At 60.7% G+C, this 23,526-nt stretch carries 15 protein-coding genes; 13 read left to right on the top strand and 2 right to left on the bottom strand.

Annotated features, from left to right (window positions below; translation table 11 throughout):
- The first annotated feature begins 62 nt into the window (after window positions 1-62).
- From SH292x_RS10515 to SH292x_RS10460, 12 genes are all read left to right on the top strand, one after another.
- Complete coding sequence (locus SH292x_RS10515; RefSeq protein WP_442485566.1) at window positions 63-1,097, top strand: prenyltransferase/squalene oxidase repeat-containing protein; 1,035 nt, start codon at window positions 63-65, stop codon at window positions 1,095-1,097.
- 102 nt (window positions 1,098-1,199) lie between these two features.
- Window positions 1,200-2,243: an AAA family ATPase gene (locus SH292x_RS10510; protein ID WP_442485565.1), complete on the top strand. Its 1,044-nt coding sequence runs from the start codon at window positions 1,200-1,202 to the stop codon at window positions 2,241-2,243.
- Window positions 2,233-3,117 (top strand): DUF58 domain-containing protein, encoded by an 885-nt coding sequence (locus SH292x_RS10505; protein ID WP_442485564.1) that lies wholly within the window; start codon window positions 2,233-2,235, stop codon window positions 3,115-3,117. The genes SH292x_RS10510 and SH292x_RS10505 overlap by 11 nt, the downstream gene beginning before the upstream one ends.
- A gap of 35 nt (window positions 3,118-3,152) precedes the next feature.
- A complete protein-coding gene (locus SH292x_RS10500; RefSeq protein ID WP_442485563.1) occupies window positions 3,153-5,366 on the top strand; it encodes a BatA domain-containing protein in 2,214 nt (737 codons plus the stop codon).
- A 27-nt stretch (window positions 5,367-5,393) separates the two neighbouring features.
- Window positions 5,394-7,886: a hypothetical protein gene (locus SH292x_RS10495; RefSeq protein WP_442485562.1), complete on the top strand. Its 2,493-nt coding sequence runs from the start codon at window positions 5,394-5,396 to the stop codon at window positions 7,884-7,886.
- A gap of 15 nt (window positions 7,887-7,901) precedes the next feature.
- Window positions 7,902-10,178, top strand: a complete 2,277-nt coding sequence (locus tag SH292x_RS10490; RefSeq protein WP_442485561.1) for a hypothetical protein — start codon at window positions 7,902-7,904, stop codon at window positions 10,176-10,178.
- A 13-nt stretch (window positions 10,179-10,191) separates the two neighbouring features.
- A complete protein-coding gene (locus SH292x_RS10485; protein WP_442485560.1) occupies window positions 10,192-11,889 on the top strand; it encodes a hypothetical protein in 1,698 nt (565 codons plus the stop codon).
- Window positions 11,890-12,002: 113 nt separating this feature from the next.
- Entirely contained in the window at window positions 12,003-13,094 is a 1,092-nt protein-coding gene (locus SH292x_RS10480; protein ID WP_442485559.1) for a hypothetical protein, read from the top strand.
- A 45-nt stretch (window positions 13,095-13,139) separates the two neighbouring features.
- The gene (locus tag SH292x_RS10475; RefSeq protein WP_442485558.1) at window positions 13,140-14,423 is read left to right on the top strand and encodes an NPCBM/NEW2 domain-containing protein; all 1,284 of its coding nucleotides are present in this window, start codon (window positions 13,140-13,142) and stop codon (window positions 14,421-14,423) included.
- Entirely contained in the window at window positions 14,420-16,246 is a 1,827-nt protein-coding gene (locus SH292x_RS10470) for a S1C family serine protease (RefSeq protein ID WP_442485557.1), read from the top strand. Before SH292x_RS10475 ends, SH292x_RS10470 begins: the two co-directional genes overlap by 4 nt.
- Window positions 16,239-17,267, top strand: coding sequence for a S1C family serine protease (locus tag SH292x_RS10465; protein ID WP_442485556.1), 1,029 nt, complete (start codon window positions 16,239-16,241; stop codon window positions 17,265-17,267). The genes SH292x_RS10470 and SH292x_RS10465 overlap by 8 nt, the downstream gene beginning before the upstream one ends.
- 26 nt (window positions 17,268-17,293) lie before the next feature.
- Window positions 17,294-18,400 carry a S1C family serine protease gene (locus SH292x_RS10460; protein ID WP_442485555.1) on the top strand — a complete coding sequence of 369 codons (1,107 nt, stop codon included), beginning with the start codon at window positions 17,294-17,296 and terminating at the stop codon, window positions 18,398-18,400.
- A gap of 54 nt (window positions 18,401-18,454) precedes the next feature.
- On the opposite strand, the gene SH292x_RS10455 is transcribed toward SH292x_RS10460, so the two are convergent.
- Window positions 18,455-20,848 carry a sodium-translocating pyrophosphatase gene (locus SH292x_RS10455; protein ID WP_442485554.1) on the bottom strand — a complete coding sequence of 798 codons (2,394 nt, stop codon included), beginning with the start codon at window positions 20,846-20,848 and terminating at the stop codon, window positions 18,455-18,457.
- 433 nt (window positions 20,849-21,281) lie between these two features.
- Between SH292x_RS10455 and SH292x_RS10450 the strand changes: the two genes are divergently transcribed.
- On the top strand, window positions 21,282-22,970 hold the full coding sequence (locus tag SH292x_RS10450; protein ID WP_442485553.1) for an FAD-dependent oxidoreductase: 1,689 nt from the start codon (window positions 21,282-21,284) through the stop codon (window positions 22,968-22,970).
- On the opposite strand, the gene SH292x_RS10445 is transcribed toward SH292x_RS10450, so the two are convergent.
- On the bottom strand, window positions 22,971-23,435 hold the full coding sequence (locus tag SH292x_RS10445) for a DinB family protein (protein WP_442485552.1): 465 nt from the start codon (window positions 23,433-23,435) through the stop codon (window positions 22,971-22,973). It abuts the gene before it with no gap.
- Window positions 23,436-23,526: the final 91 nt, after the last annotated feature.

Here is a 23,526-nt window from a genome sequence, read left to right as displayed (position 1 = left end):
GCGAAGTTTCCATCCTTGGCACCTTGTTTTCGCTCTCCTTTCGCACAATGGAGTGTCCCGCCATGTTCCGACGAATGCTTGCCTCGGTGCTCGCGTTGTCGCTTGCCTGCCCGCCGGCGCTGGCGCTTGAGCAAGACCCGGAGGTGGAACGCGTGGTCCGCGAAGGTCTCGACTGGCTCGCTTCGCGCCAGCAGCGCCTAGGCCACTGGACCGCGCAGGGGCGCTACCCGGCCGCGATGACATCGCTGTCGGGGCTCGCGATGCTTTGCGAGGGCTCCACAACCACCCAGGGGCGTTACGCCGAGAACATCAGCCGCGCGGTTGACTACTTAATTAGCCAGAGTCGGCCCAATGGGCTGATTGGCGACCCGCTGCGAGACGATCGCTATACCTACGGCCATGGGTTCGCGATGCTGTTCCTGTCACAGGTGCTGGGCGAAGAAGAAGATGCGCAGCGACGCGAGGAATTGATCAACGTCCTCACCAAAGCTGTCCGTTTCACCGGCCAAGCCCAGACCGACGCCGGAGGTTGGGGATACGTCAGTGCGAAGGATGGCAACGGCTTTGATGAAGGATCCACCACCATCACCCAGGTGCAAGGGCTGCGAAGTTGCCGCAACGCCGGGATTCCGGTCCCCAAAGAGGTGATCGATAAGGCGGTGAAGTACATTAAAGATTGCACGCTTCGCGACGGTGGCGTGCAGTACAGCAGCAAGGGGGGAGGTGGCCGGCCCGCCATCACCGCCGCGGCGGTCGCCTGCCTGTTCAATGCGGGGGAGTACGACGAAGAGTACGTGCCGCGCATGCTGAAGTACTGCGAGCAGCACCTGAGCGGCGGACGTCAAAACAATTACGGCCACTGGCACTACGCCCACTTTTACTACTCACAGGTTCAGTACCGCGAAGCGGGCGAGACATGGGATAGCTACCGCGATTCGACGTACGCCAAGATCGTTCGTGAAGCAAAACCTGTGACCCTGGAGAGTGGCAAAGGAGTGATGTGGGACCAGGGCTATATCGGCACCGTCTACACCACGGCTTTGAATTTGATCATTTTGCAACTCGACAACGCTACCCTTCCGATTTACCAGCGTTAAAGTACGGACATGGTGTTGTGCCACATGGTGTACAACCACGGCCCTTACGGGCCCCGCTCGCCTGAGTTTTGATTTCATTACCTATTGATAGTTGCTTTCACGATGCACGACGAACACCAAGCTTCTGCGGTCGATCGATTGAACGCCGCCGCCAATCGAATCCGCACCCAACTTTCGCACGTGATCGTTGGTCAGGGCGAAGTGATTGATCAGCTGCTGATCACCCTCTTCTGCCGGGGCCATTGCTTGCTCGAAGGTGTACCTGGGCTGGCGAAGACGTTGCTGATTAGCACGCTGGCCCGGTCGCTCAACTTGACCTTCAATCGAATTCAGTTCACGCCCGACTTGATGCCTGCTGACATTATCGGCACCGACATCATCGAAGAGAATCGCACCACCGGTCAGCGGGAAATGCGGTTCCTGGGCGGCCCCATCTTTGCTCATGTGATTCTGGCCGACGAAATCAATCGTACGCCGCCGAAGACACAAGCCGCGCTACTCGAAGCAATGCAGGAACGTCAGGTGTCGGTCGGCATGACGCGACATCAGATTGGCGACCCGTTCTTTGTGCTCGCCACGCAAAACCCCATTGAGCAAGAAGGAACCTATCCGCTGCCCGAGGCACAGCAAGATCGTTTCATGCTCAAGGTGCTAGTACGTTACCCGACGCTCGAAGACGAAGTCGAAATCGCTCGCCGCACGACTGGCGTCGAAGTTCCACAAGTCGAAACGGTCCTCGCGCCCGAAGAAGTGCTGGAGATTCAGCACTTAGTTCGCTTGGTGCCCGTCAGCGAGCATCTCATCCGCTACGCGGTGGCCCTCGTGCGATCGACTCGCATCGGCGAGCCCGAAGCCCATCCGTACGCCATCGAAAACCTGTCGTGGGGTGCCGGTCCGCGTGCCGTGCAGTTCCTGCTGATGGGTGCGAAGGCTCGCAGCCTGATGATGGGCCGGCCCCATGTGGCGCTCGAAGACATTCAGGCGCTCGCAGCGCCCGTGCTGCGTCACCGTTTACTCGTGAACTATACCGCCGAGAGCGAAGGCATTACGTCCGACGATGTGGTCCGCCGCTTGATCGAAACTTTACCCGCCCGCGAGGACCAACTGAGTGGTGACCCCCGCTTCCAAAAAGTCTTTGCTACCTGAGGTCGTCCGCCGCATTGGCCGGCTCGAACTTCGGGCTCGGTATATTGTGGAAGGCCTGCTCTCCGGCATGCATCGCAGCCCGTACTTCGGGCAGTCCGTTGAATTCCGCGAACACCGCGAGTACACGCGCGGTGATGACTTGCGCCACATCGATTGGAAGGTGTGGGGCAAGCAAGACCGTTTATACATCAAGCGGTACGAGGAAGACACCAACCTGCGGTGCACGCTGGTGGTCGACGGATCGAAGAGCATGCAATATGGCTCGGCCGACATGACCAAGCACGACTATGCCTCGACCGCCGCTGCGGCGTTCGCCTACCTGCTCTTGAAGCAGAGCGACTCGGTGGGGGTGACCGTTTTCGACGAGCAGATCCGCCATGAGATTCCTCTGCGGACGCAGCGAAACCACCTGACTCGAATCGCTCGAGCGCTTGAAGCCGTTCAGCCACGCGACAAAACGGACATCGGCGCGGTCCTTGCTCACGTAGCCAAGGCAAATCCGCGGAAGGGCATGATCGTTCTGGTGTCCGACCTGCTATGCGACACCGATCAATTGATACAGGGCCTCGCGACCCTACGGCGCATCGGTCACGACGTCGTCGTGCTGCACGTGATGGACGACGAAGAGCTTGATTTCACGTTCCGCGGCCCGGTCCGTTTTGAAGGGATGGAAGTCGAGCAAACCATCGACTGCAACCCGCGAGCGCTCCGCAAGGGGTATCTCGAAGCGGTCGAGCGATTCCTCACCCGCGTCCGCAAAGCATGTGCGGCCAACGCCGTTGACTACTCACTCATTCGCACCAGCGAGAGCCTCGATGCGGCGCTCATGGCGATCATCGCTCGGCGTACGCAGTTGCAGCGTTCCAAGATTTAACCCTTCCCACCCCCTCCGTTTTCAAGCCCTCCATCGTGTCGTTCCTGTTTCCCACCGTGTTCTGGATCGGATTGCCTCTAGTGGCATTGCCACTTGTGATTCATCTATTGAACCTCCGCCGGCAGAAGCGGGTACCGTGGGCAGCGATGCAGTTTCTGCTCGAAAGCCAAGAGCGGAGCAAAACGTGGATCAGCCTGCAGGAACTGTTACTCCTGCTACTGCGGACGGCAGCCATCGCGCTCTTGGTCGTGATGCTCGCCCGCCCTACCGCGCGAAGTGGTTGGATCGGACGATTGCTGAATCGGCCGGTGCACCACTTGGTGCTGCTCGACGACAGCTATTCGACCACCGATCGTTGGGCGGAGACTTCGGCTTGGAAAGAAAGCCTCGGTGCGGTGGCCGACATCACGCAGGCCGCCGCCGATCAATCGACAGCCAGCGTGGTGAGCGTGCTGCGGTTCAGCGAGGCAGACAACGACGCCGAAGACCCGCGGCCCGCTATTTTCCGCCAAGAACTAGACGACAAGTCCCGGCAGGAGTTTCTGTCGCGCATCGAAACGGCTCAACCGTCCGACACAGCCAGCCAGTTGCTCCCCGCGCTTCGCTCGGCGATTGAACTCGCCAACTTGCAGCCTCCAGAGCAGGACTTAGTAATTCACGTTGTCTCCGACTTTCGCCAGCGCAACATTGACGAGATCGACGCCATCCAGCAAGCGGTCGACTCCCTGAAGCAACAGGCGACCGAGCTGCAATTCGTTCGCACCGTAAGGCAGCCACATGACAACCTCGCTCTGGTCGACCTCGCCCCCGAGTCCGGCGTGCGGGCGGCGGGCGTGGAGATGTGGATGAGGCTGGCCGTGGAAAACTATGGAACCTCGACCGCCCGCGACGTGGTGGTCGAACTCGAACAAGATGGCAGCCCACTGGTCGCTGTGCCGGTGGGCGATGTGCCTGCTGGCGAGACGGTAACTCGGCGATTTCGCGCGACGTTTGTCGGTGCGGGGCCTCACTGGATCGCCGGCACGATCGACGCCGATGCCGTGGATGTCGACAACCGCCGCGTGTTTGCGACCGAAGTTCCCGAAGCACAGAGAGTGCTACTGGTGGATGGGTCGCCCGAGAAGTGGGAGTCGTACTTCGTCGCCACAGCCCTAGCGCCGGGCGGGCCTGTGAAGAGTGGTTGGCAGCCGGTGATCGTGACGCCGCAGGATCTATCGAAAGCTGGCGCCCTCGATCAGTACGTCGCGATCGCGCTGCTCGATGTCCCACGCATTGGCGATGAACAGGTAGCCGCGCTCAAAACGTTCGTCGAAGCGGGTGGTGGGCTCTTCATCACGCTCGGCGAGTCGATCCGTCGCGAATTCTACGCGGGCGAACTGTTCGCCGAGGGCGAAGGCCTGCTCCCCGCGCCACCGGACCTTCCGACGCAGTGGGTCCCCCAGCGTGACATGGACGAGAACTCGGCACCCGACCTACGTGTGAGCGAGCATCCGGTATTTGGTGTATTCCGGGGCGAACGCAATAGCATGCTTGGGCTAATGCGTGTGAATTACTACTACTCGCTCGCCCGAGCTTGGGAGAACGACAAGACAACCGGCGTGAAGACCATTGCCACGCTGGGCAACGACACGCCGCTTGTGATGGAGAAGCAGCTCGGACGCGGGAAGGTGGTCATGCAGCTCACCAAAGTCTCGCCCGCCGAGGGCGAGCTGGGAAGCTGGTCGAACCTCGGACCCAACCCTGCGTTCGTAGTGCTGGCGAACGAGCTGTTCGGCTACTTGGCCTTCCACCAAACCGCCGACCAGGTGCTTACCGTCGACGACACGGCCCGGTTGCCTGTCGAACGAACTTTGTTTGCAGGCTCAGGATCGATCGAGCGCGTCGGCAAGGGCTTGCCCTATCAATCAACGCTAGCCGGTGACCCCGCTGCCGAGCAGTTGGTCGTTCTCTCCGAGCCCCTCGAACGCGCTGGGCTGTATCGAGCGAGCCTCGATCGAGTTTCAGGGGGGTCCGAACACCGCTTTGTCGCGGTCAATCCCGCGATAGGTGAAGGCAACCTCGCGCTCGCTGCCGACACCGCGCTTCGTCAACGGTTCGCCGGCGAGCAGTTCGCGTTGCGCTACGCTGACGAACTGTCCGTTGAATCCAACCCCAGCGAGTCGAGTTGGACCGAAGTGCTATTGGCCTCTCTGGTGCTGGTGCTGGTCGCCGAGCAAGCGATGGCCTACGTTTGCAGTTTCCACGAATAGTCCCGACGAGATTTACCCGAACACATAATGCCGATCGACGCCCTCCAATTTGTTCGCTTGCCGCTGGCCGCCGCTGAGGTTGCCAGTGCGTCGGTGTACGAGTTCGCGCGAGTCAAGTCGCTCGGTGACGAATGGTGGGTACTGCCAGCGCTCGGGCTTGGGCTCCTTGCACTGCTGGCTTACGTGTGGTGGATGTATCGCCGCGAATCGCGCACCATCTCGCCCACCAAGGCCATCGTGCTCGGACTACTTCGCACGATTGCGATTGCGGGGCTCGTGATGTTCTTTCTCGATTTCGAGAAGCGAAGCAGCACCGATCTTGTCGAGCCATCGCGAGTGGTGATACTCGCGGATACCAGCCTGAGCATGAACCTGCCGGACGCCGAACCCACATCCAGCGACCGTGCAACGCGAGGCGAGAAGCTCCAAGCGCTGATCAAGGACTCGCCACTCATCGAGAACTTGAACCGCGATCACGATGTCGACATCGTCGCGATGGGCGACACGACGCGGCCACTCGCTTACCTGCCGCGGAAGGACGAGACCGCTACGGAACCCGCTGTCGAACCAGAGGCAGAAGGGACGGGCGATTTCAGTCTCCCCCAACTCGCTGAGGCGATGACACCGGTGGGCCACGAAACACGCATTGGCGACGCCATCGCCGCATCGCTCGAGCGCTACCAAGGGTTGCCGCTCGCAGGAGTGGTACTGCTTACCGATGGCGGACAAAACCGTGGTCTCGAGCTGCAAGCCGCGGCCGAAGCCGCGATCGGCGCGAAGGTGAAAGTCCATTCGATTGGCTTTGGCCCGACCACCACGCCAGCGAACATCGTGGTTCGCGAGCTGATCGCCCCCGAGCGGGCCTATCCTGGTGACAAGTTGACGGTCCAGGTGATCGTCCACGTCCAGCACCTCGCGGGACAGCAGTTTGAGCTTCAACTATCCCGCCGCCCGGCGGGCGATCCCAACGCCACTCCCGCCGCTGCCGACTGGGAAGTGATCGACACGCGAACGCTTTCCATCGCCTCAGACGACGCCCTCGAAACGGTTCGTATCGAATCCGATCCCCCGGCTCCCGGTGAGTACGTTTACGAAATCCGCGCGCTCCCCGCACCTCGCGAAACGATGATCGACGACAATGCCCAGCAGGCGGAGATCGCGGTGATTGATCGCGAGACCCGCGTGCTGCTCTTCGCTGGTGGGCCAACACGCGATTACCACTTCCTCCGCAATCAACTGAAGCGCGACAAAGGCTTCGTGGTCGACGTCCTGCTGGCGAGCGCGGGCCCTGGCATCTCGCAAGACGCCAACGAGATTCTCACCGAGTTTCCAACCACGGCCGAGCAACTTTCCAAGTATGATGCCATTGTCGCGTTCGACCCCGACTGGTCGACGCTCTCCGCGGAGCAAGTCCGCTGGCTTGACCAGTGGGTATCGCGGCAGGCGGGTGGGTTGATCGTGATCCCCGGACGGGTCAATACGCCGCGGTGGGGCATCGACGCTCGCATGCGTACCATTCGCGGACTTTACCCCGTCCGGATGCCCGAGCAACTACTCGACCTTCGCAGCGAAGAGTCCGGCGACGACGTGGCTCGTCCCTTGCGCTTCACACGCGAAGGCCAGGAAGCCGAGTTCCTGTGGCTGGCGGACAATGCTGCCGAGAACGCGGCGGAATGGGAAGAGTTCGAAGGCATGTTCAGTGCCCTTGAACACAACGGCCCCAAGCCGGGAGCCACGGTCTACGCCTTCCTTGGTGATGCTGCGGAAGCAGGAGCCGAGGCCGAAGCGGGGACCGAGTACATCGTCGGCCATTATTACGGAGCCGGTCAGGTGCTGTTCATCGGCAGTGGCGAATTGTGGCGACTACGGAAGCTCGATCCAAGTTTCTACGACCGCCTGTGGACATCGCTACTCCGGCACACCAGTCAGGCCCGTCTGCTGCAAGGCTCGCCGCGTGGGAAACTTTTGCTCGCCCAGGATCGTTACGAGCTCGGCGCGACCGTGCCGGTGCGGGCAATGCTGAGCGATCTACAACTCGAACCGCTGGTCGCCGAGAACGTCACACTCGACATCGAGATGCCCGGCGGCCGAATCGATCGCCTTTCATTGCCGGCCGACGAAGCCAGGCCCGGGAACTTTGCTAGCGAGTTTCGCGTCGTACTTCCTGGCACCTATCGTTTAACGCTCGCCATCCCCGACTCGACCGATGAACTAAGCCGCACGATTCGCGTGACCACGCCACAGCTGGAAGTCGGGCAGACCACTCGCAATGCCGAAGCCCTAGAGCAACTCGCCCGCGCAACCGGCGGTACCTACTATCCCACGCCGCCACTTGCCATCGACGGCAGCGAAACCGTTGAGAGCCTGGCGGCCGCCACGCCCAGCCAGTCGCGGAGCAAGCGCGTGATTGGCGCTATCGATAAAACGTTCGCCCGCGATCAGTCGTTCTGGTTGCTGGCCCTAGTTGCCGGGGCTTTGAGCCTCGAATGGATAATCCGCCGACTCAGTTACCTCGCCTAACCCACGCCTTTCTACATGTCCGTCCCGAGCGCCACCTCCGACTTCCAGGCCGTCAGCGATTTGCTGGCTGGCATCCGGCGGCGCATTCGCACCTTTGTCTGGGCCGAGGCGGTGCTGCTGGCGCTCGCGCTAGTGGGCGTGGTGTTCTGGGGAGGCCTCGCACTCGACTGGATGTTTGAGCCCTCGCCTCGGGTTCGCTTGGCGGCGCATGTCGCGCTCATCATGGCGGTACTCGTGATTCTCATCTGGTGGGGGCTACGCCGTTGGATGGTTTCGCTCACCGACCGCAGTTTGGCCCTGCTCGTTGAACGCAAGCATCCCGAACTTCAAGACGCACTAAGCGTTGCCGTCGATCTACACGCGACGGCGCCGCACTACGAAGGTGTTCATCCTGAGCTCGCGGAACGGACTATCCGTCAAGCCAATCAAGTTGCGGCGAACCTCGACACCGAGGACCTACTCAATCAACTTCGCATCAACCGATTCGCGTTGCTGGTAGGTGCGCTCGCCCTGTCGGTTGTGGTACTCGCATTTGCCAAGCCGAAGGTTTGGGAAACTTACACCGAGCGGCTAGCGCTATCGCCCGACGATTGGCCGCGGTCAGTTGCTCTGTCGATCGACGGCTTCGAGCCCGATGGCCAAGGGGGCTACGTTCGCAAGGTGGCCCGCAATTCGGACGTCCCCATCGTGGTCGGCGCATCGCTCGTCGATGGCCTGAAGTCGCCCGAGCGAGTGACGATTCGCTATCGATGGCGAGAAGGACGGCGTGGAAAGGACGACTTGATTCGCATCGGCGATTCTGAAGCCGGACGGGACAAGGTTCAGCGTTTCGAATACCTGTTTGAGCGGATCGCCGGCGACGTGGAGTTCGAAGTCCGCGGTGGTGACGATCGCCTGCGGAATCTGCGGCTCGAAGTCGTGGAACGGCCCAAGGTTACCAAGCTCGAATTCAACTGCGTCTATCCCGACTACCTGGAGCGGGCGAATCGCACGCTGGCGGCAGGACCTCGTGTCGAACTTCCCGAGGGAACCAAGATCGTCGCCGTGGGGGAAGCGAACAAACCGCTTGCCGAAGTCCGTTGGCGGCAAATCGTTCAGCAGCAGGAGGGTCCCGAGCGGGTCGCTAGCACCACCCCTGCATTTGAATCGCAACTCGCAGTGGGTTCGCACGACGTGGAACTTGAAGTCGAGCTATTGGACAAGGACGGCATTGCCTCTGCCGAGCCGTTCCGCGTAACCCTGGTGGCCCGCAAAGACGAAATGCCCCAGGTGCTCGCCAATCGCCGGGGCATTGGCACCTCGGTGACCGCGGGGGCAATGCTACCGGTGGAACTGGAACTACTGGACGACAACGCTATCGAGTCGGCGTGGCTCGACATGAAGCATGGCGAAGTGGTACTGCCGAAAGTGGAAGTGCCGCTTGCTGCCAGCACGCGCGGCGAAGCCATCGCCGTGGCAACGGTGGATTTGCGAGAGCTGACAAAGGCTCACCCGAACGAACCTATGTACGCGTTCGCACCGGGAGGCCAAGTGACAATTCTCGCGAGCGCAAACGACAAGTTCGACCTGGCCGAGTCATCGCGTACCACCACGGCCCGTCCGCTCACGTTCCAGATCGTCACCGAAGACGAACTAATGGCCCAGCTCGCAGGAAACGAACAGAATCTGCGGCAGACCTTCGAAGCGGTCGCCGACAAACTATTGCTGCTTTACGATTCGCTGGAGAAGTTGGAGCAAGAAGTCGGCACCGGGACTGCCGCGAAGGTTCGCGACGACGACCTTTTGGTGGTGGATACGCCGGGCGAAGAAGTGGCGGAGGAAGCGACGACCGAAGAGCCCGAAGACGATGCGAACGACGCAGGCCGCGTAGCTCGTGATGCGGTGCGACTTGCTGAGACGGCCAGGCAGATTGGCGACGAAGTGCTGGGTGTCGCCGGGGGCTTCGAGGACATCCATGTCCAGCTGTTCAACAATCGGATTGAAAACTCGGAACTGTCCGACCGCATCGGCAATCGAATCGCGGCTCCGCTCAGACGACTGGGCGACGAGCGCATGGGCGCTGTGGCGAACGCCCTCACCGCTATTTCGACGGGCCAGACAACTGCGCTGGCAAAGGCCGAGATGCGACAAGCCATCCTCGAAGTCGAAGGGTTGCTGCGCGAAATGCAAGGGCTCGAGAATTATAATGAAGTGATTGCGATGCTCCGCGAAATTATCCGCCAGCAGGAGCAGATCAACACCAAGACCCAAGACCAGCAGAAGAGCGAGCTCAAGAATCTGCTTTTGGACTGACGGACCGCGCACGATGCTACGCGGCATCACCCCACGGGAGACGGACATGAACCAGCACACGCCATTTAGCCCCCTGCGAATCGGGAGCCTTTGCCTGCTCATCGTGTTGGCGTCGAATAATGTCCGCGGTCAGGACGTACCCACCGGCGATGTGGCCGGCGATGCGCCGACCGGCCTAAGTCTGGAGCAACAGCGTCTCAGTAGCCGGTTCGAGCGATTGGAAGCCGTGGCCGCGCGGCTTGCGGAGCTTGCCGAAACCAGCGAACCGGAGCGAGCCGAACAGCTGCGGCGCACGATCAAGACTAGCCGGGAAAAAGGCATTGCCGAACGATTCAGCTCGATCGTCGCGCTTCTAGAGACCGAACGCTTATCAGCGGCAGCCGCCGATCAGAAGGAACTTCAGGCCGAACTGGAGCTGTTGCTAAAAGTCTTGCTCGAAGATCCCGGCGACAGCGAGCGCGACGCGCAGAAGAAGTTCCTGAAAGCCCAGATCCGCGAGCTCAACAAGCTAATCCGCCAAGAGCGGTCGCTACGCAGCCAAAGCGAGCAAGGTGGCGATCCCAAGCAGCTAGCCGACAAACAGGGCGACGTGAACGACGCGGCCGAGAAGGTCGAACGAGCTCTGGAGCAGAATAGCGAGAGCGAATCCGAGCCCAGCGAGTCCAAAGAGGGTCAACCTCAAGAGGGTCAACCTCAAGAAGGTCAACCTCAAGAGGGACAACCTCAAGAGGGACAACCTCAAGAAGGACAACCTCAAGAAGGACAACCTCAAGAAGGACAACCTCAAGAAGGACAACCTCAAGAAGGACAACCTCAAGAGGGACAACCTCAAGAGGGACAACCTCAGGAGGGTCAGTCAAGTGAGACTGAGCAAGAAAGCGCCGACCCGATTCAGAACGCCGCCAACCGAGTGAAGAAGGCGCGAGAGAAGATGGAGCAGGCGGAGAAGAAACTCCGCGATGCCGAGCGACGCCAAGCCGAGGGGGATCAGCGCGAGGCCCAGCGTGAGCTTGAAGCCGCGCGGGCGGAATTGGAGCGAATCCTTCGTCAGCTTCGCGAAGAGGAAATGGAACAATTGCTCACCAGGCTGGCCGCGCGGTTCCGAGAGATGCTCGCTGCGCAGCAAAGCATCTACGACGAGACGACTACGATTTCAAAAGCGGCAAGTGATGGCACCTCGCGAAATTTAATGCTCCAGTCGATTCGGCTGTCGCGCCGCGAGTCGGAATTGATCCGCGAAGCGGAGAAGGCGCTCGCCATGCTCCGCGAAGATGGGACGTCAGTTGCCTTTCCCGAAACGGCCGAACAGATCGCCGACGACATGCGTTCGGTCGCGACTCGCCTCGCTGCTGCGGACGTCGGACCTATCACTCAGACGGTGGAGCTGGACATCATCGCTGGCATTAAGGACATGATCGAAGCGCTCGATCAAGCCCGCGACGAACTCGCCCAGCAGCAGGGCAGCCCGCCCCCACCCGGAGGCGGAGGTGGCGAGCCAGGAGAGTCGCCGCTGGTAACTCAAATCGCCGAGCTAAAGATGATCCGTACTCTACAAGCCCGCGTTTACAAACGGACGCAAGACCTCGGCTCGCTTGCGGACAACCCGCAGGTCGATCGGCAGGAGTTACAGGGCGAACTGTCGAAACTGGCGGAGCGGCAGGATCGGATTTTTAAGGCAACCCACGACCTAGAAACCGAGGCCAACCGGTAAACTAGCGCAGTTTTCGGGCTTTGCCTTAAACTTGAATGTTGTCCAATCCGTCCGAATCGCCGATACTATTCAAGCAGGGACACAGGCGTCCGTATTTAGAAGGGTGTGTTAACGTGCTCTACCCAGCATTCCTGCGCTCGATTTCAGGGCCGGCGATCACCGGCGTCCTGCTACTGATGGTGTTGGCGCTTTCTCCCGCCCACATGTCGTCGGCCGCGGCGACCGACGCCGTCGAAAATCCCACCGCCGAGCCGGTGAAATGGACGACCCCCGCTGCAGAGGATGTCGAAGCGACCCTCGTTGAATGGATTGCTGAATCGTCCGCGACGCCCGAAGAAGCGTCCAGGCGAGAGCTGGCGATTCGGCCAAAGCTCGATATGCTCTTCACCCCCACCGACCGGCTCGACGCCGTGATGGCCTGCTTGGCCGACGAAATGCCCGCCGTGGCGCAACTGGTCGAAGCGTGCCGCAACTCGCCGATCGAGGCGACCTCGCTCGACTGGCTCGACTCGGCGGACATTGATTATTGGGTTCGAAACAATGTGCGGCTCTACGTGGGCCGAGCGCTGGTTCGGCACCACTACTACGAGCAGGCCTTGAGCGTAATGAATGGACTCGCGCCCGACGATGTCTTCGATCCCGCGTCGTTATTGTTCTACCGATCGGTGGCCGAGCACCAGTTGGTTCGCATTGACGAAGCAAATATAACGCTCGCCTCGCTGCTCGACGCCGAACAGGAAATGCCAGAACGATTCGCCCAGGTCGCGCGCCTGATGCGAGCTGATATTACGAAGGTGAAAGTCGACTCGCTCAATCACATTGCTAGACGGATGTCGGATGTCGAGCGGCGATTGTCGCTGTCCGAGGCGGACGAAAAGACGCAAGAAGTCGAGCGGGGCATTCTTGCATCGCTTGACAAGGTGATTGAGCAACTCGAACAACAGCAGCAACAACAGCAACAGCAACAACAGGCGGGCAGCCAACCCTCGGGCGAGCCGATGGACGACAGCAAGATCGCCGAACAACGTGGCGAAGGCAAAGTCGACCCGAAGGATATCGGCGATGGCTCCGGGTGGGGCAACATGCCTCCTCGCGAGCGCGAACGAGTGCTCCAGCAAATCGGTCGCGACTTCCCAGGTCACTACCGCGACTTGATGGAAGAATACCTCAAGCGGCTGGCCACCGACGAGCGCGACGAAGAGTAATCCGTCGATCGCTCGCCCCCTCCCTCCTTTTCCGGTACCTTCGCCTTGTATTCGCTTCTTCTTTTATTCGCTGTTGCGCTCTCGGCCGCCGCCGAAGTGCGTGTCATCACGGTCGATGAGCAGGCACTAGCCGGTGAAATCGATTCGCTCGATGCGCGCACGCTTGCGCTCGCTACTGCGAACGAGAAGCCCGAGCTCCTGCCGATCGATCGAGTACTCCGCATCGAAACGACGCGGCCGGCCACTGCGGCCACCTCTGTCCCACGGGGCGAGGTTCTGTTCGTCGATGGCACACGAATTTCTGTTAGCGACTTCGCCACGGAGGGTGCCGAGGCGATTCTTCTCGGGACTACGTTAACATCGAGCGGCAACGCATCGATTAACGTGAAGCTCGATCAGGTCCGCGCGGTACGAATGATGCCGCTCGAACCAAGCGTGCCAACTCTCGAGATCGAGTGGAAGGACTTGTTAGCCGGCGATGCAGCGGGAGACTTAATTGTCATTCGCAAGGCGGGGGCAGCCAACCTGAACTTCGTCGAAGGGACACTCGGCGACGCTCGCGCCGCGGCGGTGTCGTTCACGCTAGACGGCGAAACGATGGAAGTGAATCGAAATAAGGTGTTCGGCGTGCTCTATTTTCGGCAGACAGCCCGGAATAGCTCGCCCACTGCAGCCGTGATCACGGGCGCCGGATTTCGCATTCTCGCTTCGACAATCAGCTACTCAGACGGTCAGTTCGTCGTCGACAACGTGGCCCTCGGCCGCATCACGTTGCCAGCCACGGCGATCGACACCATCGACTACTCGATGGATCGACTGCAGTACCTTAGCGATCTCGATCCGGTGCGCCATACTTGGTCTCCTTCGCCTACCGAGGCGATCGCCAAGTCCATGCTGGGTAGCGTCGTTCGCGACCGAGCGTTCTACGCTCCCGATCTCTCGCTTGAGTATCCCTACGCAAGCCTAACCGAGGAAGAAGCAAGCTCCGCGGGATTGGCCGAGATCAAGGTATTTAAAAAGGGCCTTGCGATTCGTAGCCGTACCGAAGTGGTCTACCGCGTGCCGGCTGGGTTTGAGTCGTTCCGCGCTACCGCCGGCATCGACCCTCGCACCCGCGCCACTGGCAACGTGGTACTCACGCTCGTTGGCGACGGCCAGACGCTCGTCGAGCAACCAATTCGTGGGCAAGATGCCCCCGTGGAACTAGAATGCAACGTGGCTGGCATCAAGCAACTCGGAATCGTGGTCGACTTCGGCGACGCCAAAAGCTGGAACCGAGGCACGGGCGACAACTTACATCTCGGCGGGGCGAGGTTCATTAAACAATGAAGTTTATGCCGCTACTGCTGATCGCGATTCTTGCCGTATCTTCGAACACTCGGGCGGAAGTGCCCCCCGAGGTGCTCGAGGCCGAAGCCGCGCGCGTGGCCGTAGTCGAGAAGATTTCGCGCTCGACGGTCGCCATTTTCGATAGCAAAGGGCAGGGGGGTGGCTCGGGGGTCATCATCTCTCCCGATGGCTATGCCTTGACCAACTTTCACGTCACCGCGCCCTGTGGCCCGGCCATGAAGGTGGGCCTCAATGATGGCAAGCTTTACGACGCGGTGCTGGTGGGACTCGATCCACCCGGCGACGTCGCACTTATCAAACTATTGGGCCGCGATGATTTTCCAACGGCGGAACTCGGCGACAGCGACACCGCACAGGTGGGCGACTCGGTGATTGTCGCGGGCAACCCTTTCTTGCTTGCTGAAGATTACCATCCGACCATCACCTTCGGCATTCTTTCAGGCACGCATCGCTACCAATACCCCGCCGGGACGCTCTTGGAATACGCCGACTGCTTGCAGACCGATGCCTCGATCAACCCGGGCAATTCGGGTGGCCCTTTGTGGGACGCGGAGGGGCGACTTATTGGTATCAACGGTCGTGGCTCGTTCGAGAAGCGCGGTCGCGTGAACGTGGGTGTTGGCTACGCTATCTCCATCAACCAGATCAAGCATTTCCTCAGCCACCTCAAGTCGGGACGGGTGGTCGATCACGCGACGCTTGGCGCAACCGTCGCGTCGGCCGGCGAGGGACGTGTGGCCATCGACGACCTGTTGGATGACAGCGACGCCTACCGCCGTGGCATCCGCTACGGCGACTATCTGAGTAGCTTTGCGGGAAGGGACATCACCACCGCCAACGTGCTGAAGAACGTTCTCGGAATCTACCCAGCAGGCTGGCGCGTGCCGGTCGAGTTCGTCCGCGACGGGCAGGTCTTCGAAGCCAACGTTCGCCTCGCTTCGCTGCATGGCGAGGGAGAACTCGAAACGTTGATCGAGCAAGAAGCCCAAAACCCACCCGACATTCAACCCCCGGCTCCACCGGAAGAGAAACCGGAAGGAGATGAGGACAAGAGCGAAGACGCCGACAAACCGAAGCTTCCACGCATCGGTTTACCGGAAGCATTGGCAGGAGTTGCCGAGCCCAAACTTCCTCCGGAAGTCGAGAAGCTGTACGAAAAGCGGAGTGGCTTTGCCAACTACTACTTCAATCGGCAGGCCCAAGAGCAACTCGCCGCCGATTGTCCGGAATGGGGTGCGTTTGATGCCACCAAGCAGCTCGTGATCACGGGCGTCGATTCGCTTGAGCATGAAGTTCTGGCGGAGTCGAGCGCGAAGGCCGGTAGCTTGCGATCGGTCCGCGGTCAGTTCTTCGCCGACTTCACGACACTCGCCGCCGCTGGCGACGGCCCACCGGGTTCGGGTGGCATGATGGCAGCCGTGCATCAGTGGCACAAACTGCTCGGCGAAGGGAGCAAAGGTTTTGACGAGGCGTTCTACCTCGGGCAACTGCCCTTCGGCGCGGGGCTGCGACTGCATGACTGCTTGGTGACGATCGACGAAGGTTACACCACGCACTTTTACTTCGATCCGGACACGAAGCACCTGGTTGGCATGGAGCATTTCACCGCCGACGATCTTGATCCGTGCACCATCCAGTTCTCTCGTTTCGAGAAATGGCAGGGTGCGGAGCTCCCCAAGTTGTGGGTGATTCGTTTTGGCGACAATGCCTTTATGGAATTTGAAGTCACCAGTTACGAAGAGCGCGACGCTGCTGCTGCGGCGCCGGAAGCCGTGGATGGCAAGGAGGCTACGGATGACTAAGTCGCTTACCGTGCTTGCAACACTTCTATTTCTGGCTTCTTGCGTCTTCGCCTCGGCGCAGGAACCACCCGAACGCGGAACGTTCGCCGACGTGAACCGTTACGCCCAGCAACGGTCGGTGAAGATCTACGGCGCTGGCGGCTTGAAGCAACTCGAAGCCTATCAGTCGGGCTTCCTCGTGTCCGCCGAGGGCCATATCGCAACCGTCGCCAGCTTGGTGCTCGATCAAGACCGCGTCACCGTACTGCTTTCGACCGGCCAGCGTCTTGAAGCCCGCGTGGTGGGCATCGATCCCTTGATGGACATCGCGGTGCTGAAACTCGATACCGACGAAACTGACCTGCCCCACTTCGAACTCCACGGGTCGCCTATGGTGTTCGAGGGAATGCAGGTGCTCGCGTTCTCGAATCTGTACAACGTCGCGACCGGCGACGAACCGGTGAGCGTGCTGCATGGCGTGGTATCCGTGGTCGCGCCGCTCGAAGCGCGTCGCGGAGCCTTCAGCACGCGCTATCGCGGGGAAGTCTATATCGTCGACGCCGCGACCAACAACCCAGGGGCTCCAGGTGGCGTGCTGGTGGACCTGGGTGGCCAGCCCCTCGGCATGCTGGGCAAAGAGCTCAAGAGCGAACTCACCGGCACTTGGCTTAACTACGTGCTACCTCTTGATAAAGTCGCCGGGAGCGTCGACCGTGTCCTTAGCGGCGAGCTCGGCACCGCCCCCGGTGCCGGCAGCGAACTCCCCGAATCACCCGCCACTTTCGCCGCGCTCGGAATTCGTTTAGTCCCGAGCGTCGTTCAGCGGACTCCACCGTACATTGACGCCGTGCTCTCCGGTTCGCCGGCGGCTTCGGCGGGACTGATGCCTGACGACCTGGTGATCTCGCTGGGGGGCATTCGCACTGGCACTTACCGCGATGTCGAAACGGCACTTGCGCAAACTCCCATCGACCAGCCGGTGCGAGTCACCGTGCTTCGCGGCAATTTGTTGGTGGATGTCGAACTTCTACCGATGCCCTAAACTCCATTCGCCCCGCGGATTCGTCGATGAACCTCCATATGCACACCCGCGCGCGTCGACTCGCAGCCATCATCGTTTACTTCACGATTTGCTTGGCCAGTAGCGAACGGGTGCTATCCCAGTCGCTGGCGCAGCTTGAGCAACAGGCGATTCGCGAAGCGATCGAGCGCGTCAGCCCGTCGGTGGTGCAGCTTCAGATCATTGGCGGTGCCGATCGAGTGGAGGACGTTACGCTTGCAAGTGGCCCTTCGACCGGACTCATCGTTTCTCCTGACGGCTATGTCGTTACGAGCCGCTACCGATTCGATCCCGCACCAGCGACCGTCGTGGCCCTCTTGGCCGACGGCCGGCAGTTCGCGACAGAGATCGTCGCCACCGACCAAAGCCGGAAGTTGGTGCTGCTGAAGCTTGTGAACGCGTCCGACCTTCCCACCGCCGAGATCGCGCCGGCCGACAGCTACCGCATTGGCCAGTGGGCCATCGCGCTCGGGCGGACGTTCCGTGTTGATCGGCCGAATGTCTCGGTGGGAATCGTCAGTGCGCTCGATCGCATTCAGGGTCGGGCGATGCAGACCGACGCCGCGGCGTCGGCTGCCAACTATGGCGGACCGGTGGTCGACATTGAGGGTCGAGTGCTGGGCATCCTCTCGCCGATGTCACCGGCGAGCGAAGGCTCCATCGCTGGCGTCGAATGGTACGATTCGGGCATTGCGTTCGCCGTGCCGCTGGCTCCGTGGCTCACCAATCTCGATCGCATGAAGTCAGGCGAGAACCTCGAGCTCGGGTTCTTGGGTGTTAACCTTGCACAAGGCTCGCCACGCGAGACGCCCCCCAAGCTCGAAGCCGTCACCCCTGCCGGCCCTGCCGAAGCAGCCGGCCTGGCGAAGGACGACCTGATCACGGCGATCAACGATCAGCAGGTCACCACGCAGATGCAGTTGCAGTACGCGGTGAAGCCTTTCTACGCTGGTGACACCGTGAAGGTTACTTACCAGCGGGGCGACGAAACCCTCACGGCCGACGTGAAGCTCGAGACGGTCGCCAAGATTCGCGAAGCGGCCGAAGCAGCAGAAGCTGACAAGCCGGCCGAGGATGCGGCGGACGAGGAACAAAAAAACGAGAGTGAAGAGTAGCCCGAGGCCAGCTCTCCACTCTCGTTCGAGTTTCATCGAATCGATCAGCTCGCCTTACCGCGAAATCTGCATGCGGTAGAAGCTTCGCCAAGCGAAGAACAAACCAACGGCAAGTAGCCCGCCGCCCAGCAGCACGGTGTGCGTCACGCCCAGTTCGAGTTCGACCGCCAGCTCCACGGCCAAAAGGCCGAACAGCGTGGTGAACTTGATCACGGGGTTGAGCGCCACGCTGCTGGTATCCTTGAACGGATCGCCCACGGTATCGCCCACCACGGTCGCATCGTGCAGCGGAGTGCCCTTCTGCCGCAGTTCGACCTCGACGATCTTCTTGGCGTTGTCCCAAGCGCCACCAGCGTTGGCCATAAAGATGGCCTGGTACAAACCGAAGATGGCGATCGAAATCAGGTAGCCAATAAAGAAGTACTCGTCGATAAAGGCGAATGCGAGTGTCAAAAAGAATAGAGCCAAGAAGATGTTAAACATGCCCTTCTGCGCGTACTGCGTGCAGATAGCCACCACCTTCTTGCTATCCTCCAGGCTCGCCTTCTTGGCACCCGAGTCGAGGCGAATGTTCTTCTTGATAAACTCCACCGCGCGGTACGCGCCGGCTGTCACCGCCTGGGTCGAAGCGCCGGTGAACCAGTAGATGACCGCTCCGCCGGAAATGAGACCGAGCATAAATGGCGGATGTAGAATCGATAGGTACTGGGTAAGTTCTGGCTGCAAGCCCTTGGTCAGCATGAAAATGATCGAGAAGATAAGCGTCGTCGCCCCCACCACAGCGGTGCCAATGAGCACCGGCTTGGCCGTGGCTTTGAACGTATTGCCGGCGCCATCGTTCTCTTCGAGAAACAGCTTTCCCTTCTCGAAATTAGGACGGAACCCGAAGTCACGCTCGATCTCTCCTTCGATGCCCGGAATCGACGTAATGGTCGACAGCTCGAACACACTCTGCGCGTTATCCGCGACAGGGCCATACGAGTCGACCGCGATCGTCACCGGACCCATGCCGAGGAAGCCGAACGCCACCAAACCAAACGCGAACACGGACGGAGCCTGCATGATCGCTCCCAGGCCCTGCTCGGCCACCAGATAGCTAATCGCCATCAGGCCAACGATCGCAAGTCCCATCCAGAAGCCGCTGAAATTACCAGCGGTGAGGCCTGACAGGATGTTGAGCGACGCGCCGCCTTCCTTGCTACACGCCACGACTTCGCGGACATGCTGCGAACTGGTGGAGGTAAAGATCTTCACCAGCTCAGGAATGATCGCCCCGGCGAGCGTGCCGCAGGTGATGATGGTCGACAGCTTCCACCACAGCGTACCGTCGCCCATTTCGGGGATCAGCAGGTAGGACATTAAATACGTGACGGCGACCGAAATGAGCGACGTGATCCACACCACCGAGGTCAGCGGGCGCTCGAAATCGAATTGGTCGGCGTTCTCGTACTTGGTGCGGGCTAGGGATTGGTTCAGCGCGTAGGCACCAATGCTCGCGATGATCATCGCCACCCGCATTACGAACAGCCAGACCAACAGCGCGACTTGATTGCCAGTATCCGGTACGGCCAACAAAATGAACGTGATTAGCGCTACGCCCGTCACGCCGTAGGTTTCGAAACCGTCGGCCGTCGGACCAACCGAGTCGCCGGCGTTGTCGCCCGTGCAGTCGGCGATCACGCCCGGGTTGCGGGCGTCGTCTTCGTCGATCTTGAACACGATTTTCATCAAGTCGGCACCGATGTCGGCGATCTTGGTGAAGATACCGCCCGCGATACGCAGGGCCGACGCGGCGAGTGATTCGCCAATCGCGAAACCGATGAAGCACGCCCCCGCGTAGCTCGCCGGGACAAACAGCAGAATGCCCAGCATCATCGCGAGCTCGACGCTGATCAGGAGCGCCCCGATGCTGATACCGGCTTGCAGCGGAATCGCGTACACGGGGTAGGGCTTGCCTTTGAGGCTCGCAAACGCCGCGCGGCTATTGGCGAACGTATTGACTCGAATGCCAAACCACGCGACGCCATAACTCCCCGCGATGCCAATCAGGCTGAAAATGAGAATCGTGATGACCTGTGTCCAGCCCATGTTGCTCAGGAACCGGAAATACCACACCATCACCGCGCCAATGAAGAGCTGCAGGAGCAGAATGAACTTGCCCTGGCTAAATAAGTACGTCTTGCAGGTGGCATAGATCAGTTCGCTCACTTCGAGCATCGAACTGTGGACGGGAAGCGCCTTTAGCTTGGCGTAGTTCACCAAACCAAACGCCATGCCCAAGGCACAGACCACCAGGCCGCCCATAAGCCAGACGCGGCCATTCACTCCCATGAAATCCTGCTGGCTCATGTCTGGCATCACCAGATCGGCCTCGCTCGCCCAAGCGGACGACGCGCTTGCCAGGACCACACACGCAACTAGTAGACGCGAAGCCCAACGAATCATCATCCCTCCCTCGGAATGTCAGCATGACGAATAGGAACGACCCCCGCCTGTGGACCCTAAAGACCAGGGGGCCTCTACAATCTCGGTCGCCGGCCCGATGCCGTGCGTTGCTCGAAGCTCGCGGGCCCCCGCCTCGCGGGGGCCTATGCCAGCATATCTTACCCCGCAAACCAATGGAGCCATAGCCGGACTTGCGCGGCCGACCCTTGTTTTTGCGAACCCTCGGCAGAGGGCGTACAACAGCCATAGCCGGCCCGTTCGGTCCATTGAAGTCGGTTCGTCATCCGCGCCGCGGCGCCAGATGTTTGTCCCCGCAAAAGCAGCGAGTTCTGCGTCATATGGCCGCGGTAGGGGTTGAAAGAAGTGCCACAACGCTTGTTCGATCCTCTCCGAAGATCGGTGGCATCTCATGCGGTACTTTTTAGCAGGCGGTCTCATGGATACGCTCGTTCGCGTCGGTCTGGCGTTTGTTTTACTGGCACTCGGCGTCAACGCCTGTGCCGCTGAGGTCACGCCACGCCGCGATGCCGATCTGGTCGTTTACGGCGCATCGGCCAGCGGCGTGATGGCCGCCATTCAGGCATCGCGGATGGGTCGCACTGCGATCGTCCTTGAGCCCAGCCAGCACATCGGCGGTCTGACCACTGGAGGCCTCGGAGCCACGGACGCCGGCATGCGCTACGCGGTGGGTGGCATCGCCCGGGAGTTCTATCGCCGCGTTTATGACCACTATGAGAACCCCGAGACCTGGACCCGCGAAACCCGCGAAGGCTACTTCCCCAAGCACTTCCTCAGCGTCACGCCCGAGCTGAAACTCCAGTGGTACTTCGAGCCCCATGTCGCCTCGGCGATTCTCCACCAGATGCTCAAGGAAGCTGGCGTGCAAGTCGTGCTCGGGGCGGCGCTCGATCGCGAGCGGGGCGTGGCGAAGGACGGGACGCAGATCGCTTCGATTACTACCATCGATGGCCAGCGTTACACGGGTCGAGTCTTCATTGATGCCACTTACGAGGGCGATCTGCTCGCCGCGGCCGGGGCTTCGTATGTTATCGGGCGCGAAGGAAACGGCGTGCATGGCGAAACACTCAACGGCGTCCGGCTGGCCTCGCCCAAGACGACGCAGAAGATCAGCCCCTTCGTCATCGCCGGCGATCCCACCAGCGGCCTCCTTCCTCGATTGGTTCGAGTGGACGATGCGATGGAGGGCGAAGGGGACCAGCAAACGCAGGCGTACAACTTTCGCCTCTGCCTGACCAACGATCCCGACAACCGCGTCACGATCGAGAAGCCGAAGAGCTACAACCCACTGAATTACGAGATCCTGCTCCGCAACCTACAAGCCGCGAAAGAGCCCACCCTCAACCGCTCGGTGTTCTCTCTGACGCCGATGCCGAACCTCAAGACCGACACCAATAATCGCCGGTTTTATTCAACCGACTACGTTGGCGGCAGCCACCGCTGGCCCGAGGGGACGTACGACGAGCGCGCGAAGTTGTGGCAGGAGCACAAAGACTACCAGCAAGGGCTTCTGTGGTTCGTGGCGAACGACCCCCTAGTGCCGGCTTCCGTCCGCAACGAGGCGAAGAACTGGGGCCTCGCCCGCGACGAGTTCACCGCGACCGACCACTGGCCTCCCGCACTCTACGTCCGCGAAGCCCGGCGACTGGTGAGCGACTACGTGATGACCGAGCACGATTGCAGCGGCGCCCGCGTCGCCGACGATGGTCTGACGCTTGGCACTTACGCCATGGATTCGCACCTCGTGAACTACGGCATCGACAGCCAGAATCGCTTCCGCGTGGATGGCTGGTTCGAAAAGCGGCCGGCAGCCTACCCGATCAGTTACCGCGCAACGCTGCCACGGGCCAACGAAGTCAGCAACCTATTGGTAAGCGTTTGCATCTCGTCGAGCCACGTGGCGTACGGTTCGATACGCATGGAGCCCGTGTTCATGAACCTCGGCCAAGCCACGGCAACCGCCGCCGTGCTGGCGTTGGATCGTAGCGAATCGCTCCATGAGCTTCCTTACAAAGCACTCCGCGCGCGACTCGAAGCCGACGGACAAATTTTCGACGCAGCCGCAGCGAAAGAGCAACTCATCGCGCTCCGCAAGAAACAGAAGTAGCTACGGCCCCACCCGCTCCGCCAGAATGCGCAGGTGATGATTCATGTGATCCAAGTAGTCCGTCACCAGAAACTCCAGCGTGCACGGATCGTAGTTCCCGATGGTACAAGGGACCGCGAGACTCGATTCTGGAATGTTGCGAATCACTACGGCAAGCAAGCGGTTGTAGTGGTACCAGAGCTCCACCAGCGAAGTCCACTCCAACTCGCGGTAGTTGGCCTCCGCCACCCAAGCGTTCTGGTCGTATTTCGGAAACTGGAGGCTGTCCGCGGCTTGCGCCCGTACGAACCGCTGATGATTGTTGCAGGCCGAATCGACGAGATGCCCCATCACTTCGGAGATCGACCAACGCTCAGGCGACGGCTTCACGTGGGCGTCAGCGGGCGAGACGTCGAGCAGCCGCCCTCGCCACTCGTTGATGGTTTGCTCCAATTGGTCGGCGGTGCTCGTTACGGAGTTCGACATAAAAGCTACCTTTCGTATTTTGGAGGACTTGTTGGCCGGAAGCCCGCTACACGATCTGCTAGGCCTGGCTCCGCTTGGCTGGTAAGCTGGG

Source organism: Aeoliella fuhlenseeensis, from assembly GCF_052161615.1.
Taxonomy (GTDB): Bacteria; Planctomycetota; Planctomycetia; order Pirellulales; family Lacipirellulaceae; genus Aeoliella.
Note: the sequence above shows the minus strand (reverse complement) of the source record. Positions and strands in the feature narration are given on the sequence as shown.